Source organism: Paenibacillus sp. WG02, from assembly GCF_055396115.1.
Map to the genome: position 1 here is coordinate 4,532,778 of NZ_AP036016.1, position 12,494 is coordinate 4,545,271.

Below are 12,494 nucleotides of genomic sequence, written 5' to 3' on the forward strand. Positions count from 1 at the left end.
CAGGCATCATTACTGGAGGTGCAATTATGGAACGACGTGACTGGAAACAAATTGAGCTATGGAAAAACGTAACAGATGAACAGTGGAATGATTGGCTTTGGCAGCTGACACATACTATTCGTACCCTTGAAGATCTGAAGAAAGTAGTGAATTTAACCCCCGAGGAAGAAGATGGCGTTCGCATTTCAACTCAGACCATCCCTTTAAATATTACCCCCTATTACGCATCACTGATGAATCCAGACGACCCTCGATGCCCGATTCGTATGCAATCGGTTCCCATTTCCGCTGAATTATTGAAAACAAAGTATGATCTCGAGGATCCCCTCTTCGAAGATGAGGACTCACCTACCCCTGGTTTAACTCATCGTTACCCAGACAGGGTGCTATTTCTAGTCACGAATCAATGCTCCATGTACTGCAGATACTGCACTCGCCGCCGTTTCTCCGGTCAGGTAGGCATGGGGGTTCCCAAAAAACAATTGGATGACGCGATTGCTTATATTCGAAATACGCCGGAGGTCCGTGACGTTCTACTTTCTGGCGGGGATGGACTATTAATTAACGACAATATTTTGGAGTATATTTTGAAAAATTTACGGGCGATTCCCCATGTTGAGATCATTCGTATCGGCACGAGAGCCCCGGTTGTTTTCCCGCAGCGGATTACAGAACATTTGTGCAGCATTATCAAGAAATACCACCCGGTTTGGCTAAATACCCATTTTAATCATCCTTTGGAAATGACGGACGAAGCGAAAAAGTCCTGTGAAATGTTGGCGAATGCCGGAGTACCCTTAGGCAATCAGTCCGTAATTCTGGCTGGTATTAACGACAGTACCTATATAATGAAGAAGCTTATGCATGATCTTGTGAAAATACGTGTTCGTCCCTACTATATTTATCAATGCGATCTGTCAGAAGGGATCGGTCATTTCCGGGCACCTGTTTCCAAAGGTTTGGAAATAATCGAATCACTTCGCGGCCACACCTCAGGCTATGCGGTACCCACCTTCGTTGTTGACGCTCCTGGAGGAGGCGGAAAAATTGCCCTTCAGCCCAATTATTTGATCTCGCAAAGCCAGGATAAGGTCATTCTGCGTAATTATGAAGGTGTTATTGTCGGGTATCCCGAGCCGAAAAACTATGTACCGGGCCGTGCTGACGAATATTTCAACGAAATCTACGGTATTGAGAAACAACCTGAAAGCACTGGTATTATTGCACTCATGAAAGATGAAAAATTTAACCTAGTGCCAGAAAATTTGCGCCGAATCGGCAGAAGGAAAATTTATCAGGGAACACCGGAGCACGCGTCGTTGAAGGATCGTCGGCCAAAACGTGATGAAATGAAAGACAAATTGATGAAAGCACAGCAGAAGGAGAATAAGGACGACAAAGAGAGTATTCTAAATACAGAGAATTAAAGCATCATGCTCGATTCCCTTTTCGTTATCCGAGCAGCGCGGTTACAAGTAGAATAGATGGATTTCCTGGAGCTAATTTGGCGGAAGTGGCCAGCTTTGAGAAGATAACTGGATTTCCTACCGTTAATTCGGCGAAATATCTCCCTAATGGCCAAAATTGGCAAAATTAATCGATTTGCTGGAGCGGGCGGGCGACAACACAAGTAAAACCCAAAAGGCACCCACCCGGGTGCCTTTTCATTCTCGATAACTAAATAGTTCGTCTCCCGATCCTTCCCTATGCCTCCATCCCATCAAATCCACACCAATGAATCAGGGTCAATGCGATGATCTCCGCTGCCTGAAATACATGATCCAGCACAATATGCTCATTTGGATAATGGGCCACTTGTGTGATGCCTGGACCGAAAACAATACAAGGCGTTTCCCCGAGACTGCGTGAGCAAACCTCCGTCTGTTCCCCATGGCGATGCTTCAATGATTGGTTCCTCATGTTTAACCTCTCGATACTGCTCCATCAAAACCCGCATCAAGTCATGACCTGGATCGACGCTGCCAGGGACCCACCGGGCTCCAAACCATTCAACGGTTGCCGGATGTTCTTCAAACCAAGGATCTTTTCCCTTAAGCCCTTCCATCCATCGCGCCATTTCCTCCTTAGCCTCATCGAGCCTTTCCTCAGGTGCAACACCCATTCTTCCTTCAAGCTTTACGGTGTCCGCTACGGATGAAGGCCAATTCCCACCTTGAATGACACCAATATTAATGGGGATAGGAATGGGGTTTTGAGCATACAACGGATCCGTGATCCGAACATTTCGTTGCTCCTCAAGCTCCCGGATATGCTGCAGTACGATCACGCTTTTCTCAATGGCACTAACCCCTTCGTACCTGGTTCCCCCATGTGCCGAACGGCCTTTGACCTGGGTACGGAACCACATAGAGCCCTGCTGCTTCGGAAATATACGTAAATTGGTAGGCTCCGGAATAAGAGCCGCATCTGCTCGATAACCCTTCACAATCGCAGCCAGTGTGCCAACCCCACCGCTTTCCTCTTCAATAACGCTTTGAACAATGACATCGCCTTTCAACTTAATGCCAAGACTCTGAATAGCTTCCACAGCAATAATAAGCGAGGCGTTTCCGCCCTTCATATCTGTTGCCCCGCGTCCATAAAGCTTACCGTCCACCACATTGCCGCTAAAAGGATCATCTTGCCATTGATCTCGATTTCCTTCCGGAACGACATCAATATGACCATTAAGGAGGATAGAACGTCCCCCTCCGGACCCTTTCATGACACCCACTACATTGGGACTGCCCATAAAACGGTTTCTAGGGGAACAAAAATAAGGATGCGCCTCTAGAGCCTCTCCATCCGGCTCCCAGACATCAACGTCAAGTCTCAACTCGCGAAATTTCTCGGCAATTAAGGCCTGAGCCTCCTTCTCATTGCCCTGCGTACTGGGGATTCTGACTATCTTCTGCAGAAAATCGATTCCGTCTTCCCGATGAAGCCTAATCCACTCATGAATTTGCTTTTGCAGTTCAGCGTTCAGATTGGGCAAAGAAATTCCCTCCTTCAGTTAGTCACGAGTAAACGACTTTGTAACACACGGTTATGGAATGTACGCTATGTTCTCCGGAATGATTAATGCAGCTTCCGTATGGCTGACAACGTCCTCAATCGTATAAGGAAGCATGATTTCTGTTAAAAGCAATCCTTGATCAGTGACCTCCATCACGGCCATTTCCGTAATAATCAATTTGACACAGGCCCGCGCTGTTAGCGGCAAGTCACACTGTTTTTTCACTTTGGATTCTCCCTGCCTGTTAACATGGTTCATTAGAACGATGACTTTTTTGGCTTTTTGCGCAAGCTCCATCGCCCCTCCAATCCCTGCCACCCGCTTCCCCGGTACGATCCAATTGGCCAAATCCCCATGCTCACTAACCTCTAGCGCCCCAAGTATTGTGATATCTATGCAGCCTCTGCGAATCATGGCAAAAGCAATGCTGCTATCGCAGTAGGAAGCACCGTTAGTTATCGTGACAGGGTATCCCCCTGCGTTGCAGAGAAAAGCATCTTCTTCCCCCGGAAGCGGGGCACCCCCTGCCCTAAGAATCCCATTTTCCGCATGAAAAACAACATCGATGCCTTCTGGAACGTAATCTGCAACCTGCGTCGGAATGCCGATTCCTAAATTGACGGCCATGCCGTCCTTTAATTCCCCCGCAGCCCGCTTTGCTATTCGGACGCGGGTTTCTTTTCCCATACCCATTCCCAAGTCACCCCTCTGCTGAGTATCACCATATCTACGAAAATGCCCGGCGTTACAATGTTTTCGGGGTCTAACTCGCCAAGCGCTACAATCTCTTCGACTTCAGCGATCGTAAATTTGCCGGCCATGGCGACCAATGGATTTAGATTTCTGCCGCTTTTATCATAGACAAGATTCCCGTATGGATCAGCTTTTTTTGCATGAACAATAGCAACGTCTGCCGTCAGTGCAGGCTCCACCAGATACTTTTTCTCGTCGATGGATACGGTAGACTTCCCCTGCTCCATTATCGTTCCGACGCCGACATCCACCAGTATCCCGCCAAGACCTACGCCGCCTGCCCGAATTTTCTCTGCTAGCGTTCCTTGCGGGTAAAATACCACCTCCATAGTGCCATCCTCCATCCTTTGGCCGGCGTTCGGGTTGGAGCCGATATGGGAGGCTATCACTTTCTTAACTCTGCCTGCTGTGACTAAGCGACCAATGCCGATATGCGGAAACCCGGTATCATTTCCAACGATCGTTAGATCTTTTATTCCTTTTTGCAAAATACCTTCAATCAACGTTGGAGGCGTTCCAATACCGCCGAACCCGCCATACATCAACGTACAACCATCTGTGATTTCATTAAGCGCATCTTCCAAAGTCCTTACTTTTCCTTCTAAGACCGCATGTGAATTCTCACGTGACACCATCATCTCTCCTCCAATTCGGATCGGGTAACCTGGGCCATGACTTCCCGAATGGATTCTTCCAAAATCCGCACGAGCTGATCCATTTCTTCTTCTGTAATCACAAAAGGAGGAGCTAAAATAATGGCATCGCCTACCCCATCCACCGCGCCTGATGCAGGATACACGATCAAGCCTTTTTGAAAAGCTTTTTCGATGATCCGAGAGGTGATACCTAGCTCAGATGGAAACGGCAGCTTGTCGGTCCGATTGGAAACGAATTCCATAGCCAAAAGAAGTCCTTGGCCCCTCACATCGCCGACGATCTCGATCTGGTCTGCCATTTGGCGCATCTGGCCCAGCAAATAGCTGCCTTTAAGCTCTGCTGCCCTGACTAACTGATGTTCTTCAATATAGGCGAGAACCGCCAGTGAAACTGCCGTTGATTGCGGATTTGCGCTGTAGGTGTGGCCAGACATGATGCTTTTGGAGCCTTTCAAAATGGGTTCCATCACATGATCTTTAACCAAAGCTGCCGCCATTGGCGTATATCCAGCGCTCATGCCTTTTCCTAGAGCAATCAGATCCGGTTCGACGCCATAATGCTGCATACCGAACATAGCTCCTGTGCGGGCAATGCCCGTCATGACCTCGTCAGCGATGAATAAGATCTCATTCCGCTCGCAAATCTCCTTGATCCTCTTGTAATATCCTTCGGGCGGTACAATGGCCCCCCCTGCAGCTCCAATAATTGGCTCAGCAATAAATGCTGCGATATGTTCGGCTCCAATCCGTTTTATAGCGGATTCCAAATCATCCGCACACGCCAATTTGCAATCCGGAAAGGTTTTGTTAAGCGGACAGCGGTAGCAATAGGGTGGAACAACGACCGGAAAGTCCTCCAATAACGGAATAAATCGTCTTCTTCTAAGTACATGGCCTGACATCGAAAGAGCGCCCATCGTGATACCGTGATAGCTCATCCGTCTTGAAATAACTTTATTTTTTCCTTGGCGCCCCTTCTCCTGCCAGTGCTGAATGGCAATCTTCATCGCTGTTTCCGTTGCTTCAGATCCGCTGTTCACAAAGAAAGCCCAGTAATCATGGCCAGGCGCCAAATCACTCAGTTTCTTCGCGAGCTTTTCGGCAGGTTCACTGGTAAACTGAGAACGGTAGACAAAAGAGACCTTGCCCGCCTGCTCCAGCATCGCATCGATGATTTCTTGAACCCCGTGTCCGATTCCGGCTGTCACAGCTCCCGAGGAAGCGTCTATATAGGCTTTGCCTTGATCATCGTACAAAAAAACGCCTTTTCCATATTGAATGGTGGGATAATGGTGATCCAAAACCGGCTTAATCAAATGCTCCCGTGTCATATGTCTCCCTCCATTGATAACCATTGCTATGGTTTTATTTTAGAAACATATTCTTAACCCGAGGAGCCTTCAACAGATCTTCATAGCTGAATGCAGTACCTAACGCGGATACATCATGCCAGTAAAGTGTCTCTTCAATTTGCTGCGCGGTGCTCTCCAATACGTAAGTACGACAGTTGGCGCATTCAATAGCCGGGACTTCCAAAATCTGAACCGACACTCTCCCGTCTGGCATGATCCAGTAGCAATCTTTCACACTTTCACGAATATCCTCGGTCTCACACCATATGCATTTCATATGCGTCCATCCTCCTCCATGTACCCCACAAAGTGATGAATATAGAACCTTCTTATCGCTGTCTGATTATTATGCAAAATAAATGCCAACTTTTCGAAGTAGGCATCTAAACTGCTGCAGGGTCGGTCATTGTGGGAAAAGCCGCCAATTATTTGGCAGTTGCTATATTTTTGGCAGCAAAAAATTAGATTTCACACGGTATTGCACGCTTGCAGCATAAAACAGGATCTCGTTTTGCAGTTGGCACTATTTTTGCACATAGCTGGATGGAACTATTTTAAGGAAAAAAGGGGAATGTTGTATGCCAAGTAATCTGCCAACGTATACAAATCTGGTTGAGAATTACTACGAATATACGGTAAGCTATTGCCTTGATTTCTTGAATAAGAGGCTTCGAGTAGATGATTATCTAGGAAATGTGGATGCCATCTGCAAGCGAATTGTCGAAATTGCCAAAGCTAATGCTTTGACCAAAATATTTATTAAATCGAGAGAAGATGATTGGCAAACCTTTCTATCCAAAGGCTGCATGCTTGAGGGAATTTATAAAGGATATTTCAACGGTGGCGACGCTTACTGTATGGCTCTCTATGATGATCTTGAGCGGCGGACTAGCGATTATTGGGTAGAGGAAGATCATATATTAAAGCAAGTGCTCGCTCTTCCCCTCAAGCCAGATCGGCCCTTAGTTCCGGAACAATGTACACTGCGTATAGCAAGGATGGAGGATGCTGAGCAGCTTTCTCTTTTATATGATCAAATATTTCAAACGTACCCGACACCTATGAATGAACCTGAGTATGTCAAAAAAACCATGCGAGAGGGTACGATTTATTATCTGATAGAATCTCCGCAGCAACTGATTAGCGCCGCATCCGCAGAGATCAATACGGTTTACGCTAATGCGGAAATGACGGATTGCGCCACACTCCCTGCCTATCGAAATCAAGGACTCATGAGACTGCTTATGCATGCTTTGGAAGATGACTTAATTACGCGAAACATCACTTGCGCTTACTCGTTATCCAGAGCTCTATCTTTCGGTATGAATGCCGTATTCTTTCAGATGGGGTACCAATATTATGGCAGACTAACGAAAAATTGTGATATTTTCGATAAATTTGAGGACATGAATTTGTGGTGCAAAATGTTGAAGTGATTGTGCCCTCCTTAGTATCTATATGCGTTTCCTTCTCAGTGAAGAAGAAATGCCTAACTCCTCCCGATATTTAGTTACCGTACGTCGAGAAATTTGAATACCTTCCTGTATCATTAGCTCTGTTAGCTTCTGGTCAGAGTAAGGCTTGGCGATGTTTTCCCTTTGAATCCATTCCTTTATTCTTGCTTTTATATGCTCCGAGGATGCTGAATCTCCGGTTTCCTTAAGTAAACCGGAGGGAAAGAAGTGCTTCAGCTCGAATATGCCCCATGGTGTTTGAGCATATTTGCCAACTGTCGCGCGGCTTACCGTTGATTCATGCACGCCCAATTTATCCGCAATATGCTTCAACGTCATAGGTTTCAGATAAGATGCACCTTTCCAAAAAAACTCAGCCTGTTCCTCCACAATGGCTTGTGCTACTCGGAATATGGTCTTTCGTCTTTGTTCCAAACATTTTAAGAAAAACATTGCTGAATTTAATTTAACAGTGAGGAACTTGGCTGCTTCGTTATAGTTACTACTCTCTTTCCCCATTCGCTGGTAATACCCATTAACCGATAGGCGGGGCGACGCTGCTTGATGAATCAGCACAACGAGCTGTTCACCTGCCTTTTCGATGATAACCTCGGGAATAATATAATGAACAGCTTCTATGTGATAGGCTGAGCCGGGTCTTGGATTCAATTCTTTGATCACATCGATCGCAGCCTGAATTTCTTGAGAGGTCACTTGCAGTATCGTCGACAACTTATGAATGCGGTAATCAGCAACATCCTTCAGATGATTACGAATTAATAAGGAGACTAACGGAAAGCATTCCGACAAGGACTGGACCTGTAGAAGCAAACATTCTCTTAAATTTCTAGCTCCGATACCGATGGGATCAAAACCCTGCAAGATTCTTAACGCAAGTTCCGCTTGAGCAAGATCGACCTTACATACATCGGAAATTTCATGCAAAGAGGGCCCTAGATAGCCATTGTTATCCAGATTTCCGATCATAAACGAAACCATTTTACGAATGGATGGCGAGATCTTTTTCACAAAGCTCAACTGCTCCTTTAAATGCCTTTCCAGGGATAACTCGTTCGATGAGGCGTGTTGTAAGGGGTCATAGATCTGCTCACGCCTGCCTATTGAACGCTGAAATTTATGAGTGGTTGTATAAGCATCCCCTTCGTTTCCGGAGAATTCCAATATCGGATTATCATTCATCTCCTGCTGGACTGCCTCCAGCAATTCCGGGGTCGAGAGCTTGAGAATCGTTATAGCTTTTCGCAGCTGCGGAGTCAATCGCATTTTCGCAACTTGCTGTTGGAACATTCCGTATCCTGGGCGCATGTACATCACCCCTTTACGTTTTTGCTTCTATATGTATTCAGGTTTGATCCTTTTTTGCCCATTTCGACTAGAAAAGAAAAAGACGCCGCTAGAAATAACGGCATCTTCTCACATTCTCCTATTATTTCGAAATTCCTTTGCCCTTATCGGCGATTTTGGTCCATTTCGCGCCTACGTCTTTGCTAATAAATATATCTTTTTTGAAAGTTGCCAACACGATTTCATTTGCATCTTTCGGATTTTGAGCAATATTAGAAATGGCATCATCTTTATCCAAGGAAGGAAGTTTGATTTCTTTCTTTTCTTTACTGCTTAGATTGACTTGAAACATCGCCGAAGAATTTGCTGACGCTATAAACAATTCACCGTTATGGCTAAATGCTGAAGTTGTCACAACTAATCCCGGAAACAACTTTTCGAAATGATTTCCATAATCATTGGAAAGATATAATCCTTCCTTGGATCCGAGTGTTATCACCTTGTCGTCGGATGGATGAGTCGCCATTGTTAAAGGTTCTCCTGAAAAACCGTTCATCTCTGATTTGCTCCACGTTTTTGCATCATCTTTTGTATAATACAATCCCGTCGATTTCATCTTTGGATTGGGTTGTGCATTAAATACATAAATGGTATGAGTCTTATAACCCACCGTCATTCCATGGAAATCGCTACTTCCCTCTAAATCGAGTTTCGTTATTGTTTTTCCCATATCGGAACTTTTCACGATTCCTATTGGGTTTTTCAGATTAGAGCCGACTCCAGGATGACCACTGCTATAAAAACCATTATCAACAGAAACAAAGCCCATATAATCGTTTTTCGGAGCATCCGCTTGGCTCCATTTATTTCCTGAGTAAACAACCAAGCCAGTATGCGCAGGAATCACAATTTGCTTTCCATCGGTGCTATAACCCAAACCGTGTATATGCTCCATTGACACTTTAGAAGAGGAGCACGCTGACAGCATTAATGAGGCTGCTACTATTGAAGAAACAATCATAAATTTATAGTTCAATTTCTTTCCCCTATTCATGATTTAAGGTACTTTGACAACAAACGGAACGGTAAATACTTTACCATTTTGCTGGAATTGTCCCCAAATCTTATATATGCCGCTATGCGGGAACGTCGTCATAAATTTGGCATCCGGTCCTGACGCCTTTTCATCCGTCGGATGCACGTGTAGATAATTTTCTGCATCTTGGGTTAAGATTACGACGTGTCCAACTGCTCCTAGGTAAGGCTGTAGGTCTTTGACAGGTTGCTTCGACTGAGCGTCTATAATATTGAAGTTCAAGTTTAGTTCCATGCCCGCCATAAGGTGATCAATCGAAAGTGTGACTTCCTTACCGTCCACCACTTTAGTTAATGTAGCATCAGGTTCAATTGATTTTTGAGCAGGCAGTGCTCCTTGGACCGTAATCCATTGGCTCTTACTCATAGCTCCCATACCCGTTGGAGTGATATCAGCGATCACTTTGAATTCACCCGCTGTCGGAAATTGTGTGGTAACGGTAAACTCACCATTCCCTTTGTAATCGGGGTGAATGTGGTTAAAGAAAGATAAATCCTTGCTCACAATGATAAAGTGCATCTGTTTTTCATGTACAGTATCAAATTTATCAATCGATTTGCCGTCTTTATCCTGAATTTTAATCGTAATCGTTGTATCTTGGTTCGGTATTGTCTTTTCACTAGAAAGCTTAAACTGCGCTTGGACATTTCCTGCTTGTGTGGAAGCTGCTTCTTTGGCCATCTCGCTATGCGATGAATGGTCCATCGAACTGCCTGGTTTTCCGCATGCCGAAAAGAGCGCAGCCGTAAGTAAAATTGAAATCGCTACTTTTTTCATGATTTCCTCCTAATATAGGGATCTTTGAGCGGAGATCAAAGTCTCTCTGCTTTTTATCACCTTATTATAAAAGGTACTTATGTAGATCTTGTGAGGATCATCATTGAAGTTAACCTATTCGCAGTAATGCCCAATACACAGTTAGATCTCTGTTTAATCTTTTGAAGGGCTATTGATGAATTTTTTCAAATGAATACTGACTTCTGTTCCATTGCCTTCTTCACTCTTGATGTGAATTTCCCCGCCATGAGCTTCAATAATCGCATTAACAATCGATAAGCCGATTCCAGCTCCTCCTGTTTGACGATTTCGTGATTTTTCTCCTCTATAAAACCGTTCGAACACATATGGCAATTCGCTTTCCTTAATTCCGATGCCTGTATCTGCCACGATTATGGTTACATTGTTCTGTTCTTCTTTTATGCTTACCGACACATTCCCGCTTTCTGACGTAAATTTAAGAGCATTGGATAATAAATTTGTCATGATTTGACCAAAGCGCTGCCGATCAATTACAACGGATACTGGAGTGCTTTCAGATAATTCCAATTTAACTCCTTTTTCGATAAAAGCAGCTTGCGACGCTTCTATACATTGTCTGATAACTGCAGATATTTCTTGTTGTCGCAATTGAAGCTGAAATTGCGGCGATTCTATTTCCGATAATTGTTCCAAATCACCGACGAGAAACCGTAGACGCTCGATTTCCTCATAACACGATTTTAGTCGCTTAGGAGTGGGCTCCCAAACACCGTCAATCATCGCTTCCATATGACTTTTAAGTGTTGCAAGCGGTGTTCTTAATTCATGCGCCACATCGGCAGTCATTGTTTTGCGTAACTGCTCCTGGTGCATGAGCTGTTCAGCGAGATGATTAAGGGAGCCGCCTAGATCGGCGATCTCGTCATTGCCTTTGACAGTCGTTCTTGCTCCAAGTTCTCCACTTGCCATTCGCTCTGCGACCTTTTTCATGTGTATCAGCGGAGCTGTGAGCCTTTTAGCAACAAACAGACTTAACAGAATCGAGAGCAATATACCTAAAATAGCAGACCAAAGAACAGACTGTACTAATGCCTGCTCAAAATGGGTATCAAATGCGGGAGCGTTCATATCCATAGCTTGGTGCTGATACAAGGAGAAGTGGTAGTGTGTTTCTAAAATAAACGCTATGGTTGAGATGAGCAAAACACCGGAGGCTACGCCAATAAAAGCGATGACAATACGAGCGTATAGTCCTTTCATGATGCTTCGCCTCCAGTAAACCGGTATCCAACGGAAAAGACGGTAACGATGTATTGAGGCTTTTTGGGATCTGATTCTATCTTTTGACGGAGGTTTTTGACATGCTGATCGATCGAACGAGTATCGCCTTCAAAATCAAAACCGAGCACTTTCTCAATTAATTCCTCCCGTGTAAAGGTTCGGTTTGGATGATGTGCCATAATCAGCAGCAATTTATATTCATTTGGAGTTAGACTTATCAGATTCCCTATTTTATAAACTTCATGTTTTATCGGCCGAATGACAAGGTCGTCATTATGAAACGAGATGATTTCTGCAAGAAGCGTATCATCTTGCACGCGGCGCAAAATGGCTTTTACTCTTGCTGTTAATTCACGCGGGCTAAATGGCTTCACGACATAATCATCGGCACCAAGTGTTAATCCTTGGACGCGGTCATCTTCAGAAACTTTCGCTGTTAGCATGATTACAGGAACAGGAGAAAACTGCCATATCGCTCTGCATACATCTTCCCCGGACATGTCAGGAAGCATCAGATCCAAAATAAGAAGATCAACATTTCCACCGCGAACAAGTTCAAGTGCTTTTTTTCCCGTACCGGCTTCAACAGTCGAATATCCTTCATTTTGCATATAGGATGCTACAACTTCACGAATCTTTTCTTCATCATCAACGATTAAAATTGTCTTCATAAATCGAGTAGACCCCCGTTACACTTACTCTGCAATTGCCTCGCGCAATGACTCGATTGTTACCCGAGTAATATATTTCGAGAACTTTTCTTTCATTTTGCCATGTAGTTGAAAATGATGAATGAGCTTTTGAACCATCGGAATCAACCTG

The 12,494-nt window shown here is 44.7% G+C and carries 11 protein-coding genes and 1 pseudogene; 2 read left to right on the forward strand and 10 right to left on the reverse strand.

Annotated elements, in window-relative coordinates:
* Positions 1 to 26: 26 nt before the first annotated feature.
* Entirely contained in the window at positions 27 to 1,427 is a 1,401-nt protein-coding gene (gene kamA / locus ACBP55_RS20515) for a lysine 2,3-aminomutase (RefSeq protein WP_464644571.1), read from the forward strand.
* A 277-nt stretch (positions 1,428 to 1,704) separates the two neighbouring features.
* On the opposite strand, the pseudogene ACBP55_RS20520 reads toward kamA, so the two are convergent.
* From ACBP55_RS20520 to ACBP55_RS20540, 5 genes and pseudogenes are all read right to left on the reverse strand, one after another.
* Positions 1,705 to 2,986 (reverse strand): annotated as a pseudogene (locus ACBP55_RS20520) (peptidase).
* Between the two features lie 60 nt (positions 2,987 to 3,046).
* Positions 3,047 to 3,709: a 3-oxoacid CoA-transferase subunit B gene (locus tag ACBP55_RS20525; protein WP_464644573.1), complete on the reverse strand. Its 663-nt coding sequence runs from the start codon at positions 3,707 to 3,709 to the stop codon at positions 3,047 to 3,049.
* A complete protein-coding gene (locus ACBP55_RS20530; protein ID WP_464644574.1) occupies positions 3,676 to 4,407 on the reverse strand; it encodes a CoA transferase subunit A in 732 nt (243 codons plus the stop codon). Before ACBP55_RS20530 ends, ACBP55_RS20525 begins: the two co-directional genes overlap by 34 nt.
* A complete protein-coding gene (locus tag ACBP55_RS20535; RefSeq protein ID WP_464644575.1) occupies positions 4,404 to 5,756 on the reverse strand; it encodes an aspartate aminotransferase family protein in 1,353 nt (450 codons plus the stop codon). Before ACBP55_RS20535 ends, ACBP55_RS20530 begins: the two co-directional genes overlap by 4 nt.
* A gap of 34 nt (positions 5,757 to 5,790) precedes the next feature.
* On the reverse strand, positions 5,791 to 6,054 hold the full coding sequence (locus tag ACBP55_RS20540; protein WP_029194275.1) for a YokU family protein: 264 nt from the start codon (positions 6,052 to 6,054) through the stop codon (positions 5,791 to 5,793).
* A gap of 301 nt (positions 6,055 to 6,355) precedes the next feature.
* Between ACBP55_RS20540 and ablB the strand changes: the two genes are divergently transcribed.
* Entirely contained in the window at positions 6,356 to 7,213 is an 858-nt protein-coding gene (ablB, locus tag ACBP55_RS20545; RefSeq protein WP_464644576.1) for a putative beta-lysine N-acetyltransferase, read from the forward strand.
* An 18-nt stretch (positions 7,214 to 7,231) separates the two neighbouring features.
* Here the strand turns inward: ablB and rpoN are convergent, their stop codons facing one another.
* From rpoN to ACBP55_RS20570, 5 genes are all read right to left on the reverse strand, one after another.
* A complete protein-coding gene (rpoN, locus tag ACBP55_RS20550) occupies positions 7,232 to 8,557 on the reverse strand; it encodes an RNA polymerase factor sigma-54 (RefSeq protein ID WP_464644577.1) in 1,326 nt (441 codons plus the stop codon).
* Positions 8,558 to 8,678: 121 nt separating this feature from the next.
* Positions 8,679 to 9,572 (reverse strand): F510_1955 family glycosylhydrolase, encoded by an 894-nt coding sequence (locus tag ACBP55_RS20555; protein ID WP_464644578.1) that lies wholly within the window; start codon positions 9,570 to 9,572, stop codon positions 8,679 to 8,681.
* 21 nt (positions 9,573 to 9,593) lie between these two features.
* The gene (locus ACBP55_RS20560) at positions 9,594 to 10,409 is read right to left on the reverse strand and encodes a hypothetical protein (RefSeq protein ID WP_464644580.1); all 816 of its coding nucleotides are present in this window, start codon (positions 10,407 to 10,409) and stop codon (positions 9,594 to 9,596) included.
* Positions 10,410 to 10,562: 153 nt separating this feature from the next.
* Positions 10,563 to 11,651, reverse strand: a complete 1,089-nt coding sequence (locus ACBP55_RS20565; RefSeq protein ID WP_464644582.1) for a sensor histidine kinase — start codon at positions 11,649 to 11,651, stop codon at positions 10,563 to 10,565.
* Positions 11,648 to 12,343, reverse strand: a complete 696-nt coding sequence (locus ACBP55_RS20570; protein ID WP_464644584.1) for a response regulator — start codon at positions 12,341 to 12,343, stop codon at positions 11,648 to 11,650. Before ACBP55_RS20570 ends, ACBP55_RS20565 begins: the two co-directional genes overlap by 4 nt.
* Between the last annotated feature and the right edge of the window lie 151 nt (positions 12,344 to 12,494).

Bases quoted from the DNA above. Each gene is read 5' to 3' on its own strand.
- kamA (WP_464644571.1), top strand. From the start codon at position 27: ATGGAACGACGTGACTGGAAACAAATTGAGCTATGGAAAAACGTAACA.
- ACBP55_RS20525 (WP_464644573.1), bottom strand. From the start codon at position 3,709: ATGGGTATGGGAAAAGAAACCCGCGTCCGAATAGCAAAGCGGGCTGCG.
- ACBP55_RS20530 (WP_464644574.1), bottom strand. From the start codon at position 4,407: ATGATGGTGTCACGTGAGAATTCACATGCGGTCTTAGAAGGAAAAGTA.
- ACBP55_RS20535 (WP_464644575.1), bottom strand. From the start codon at position 5,756: ATGACACGGGAGCATTTGATTAAGCCGGTTTTGGATCACCATTATCCC.
- ACBP55_RS20540 (WP_029194275.1), bottom strand. From the start codon at position 6,054: ATGAAATGCATATGGTGTGAGACCGAGGATATTCGTGAAAGTGTGAAA.
- ablB (WP_464644576.1), top strand. From the start codon at position 6,356: ATGCCAAGTAATCTGCCAACGTATACAAATCTGGTTGAGAATTACTAC.
- rpoN (WP_464644577.1), bottom strand. From the start codon at position 8,557: ATGCGCCCAGGATACGGAATGTTCCAACAGCAAGTTGCGAAAATGCGA.
- ACBP55_RS20560 (WP_464644580.1), bottom strand. From the start codon at position 10,409: ATGAAAAAAGTAGCGATTTCAATTTTACTTACGGCTGCGCTCTTTTCG.
- ACBP55_RS20565 (WP_464644582.1), bottom strand. From the start codon at position 11,651: ATGAAAGGACTATACGCTCGTATTGTCATCGCTTTTATTGGCGTAGCC.
- ACBP55_RS20570 (WP_464644584.1), bottom strand. From the start codon at position 12,343: ATGAAGACAATTTTAATCGTTGATGATGAAGAAAAGATTCGTGAAGTT.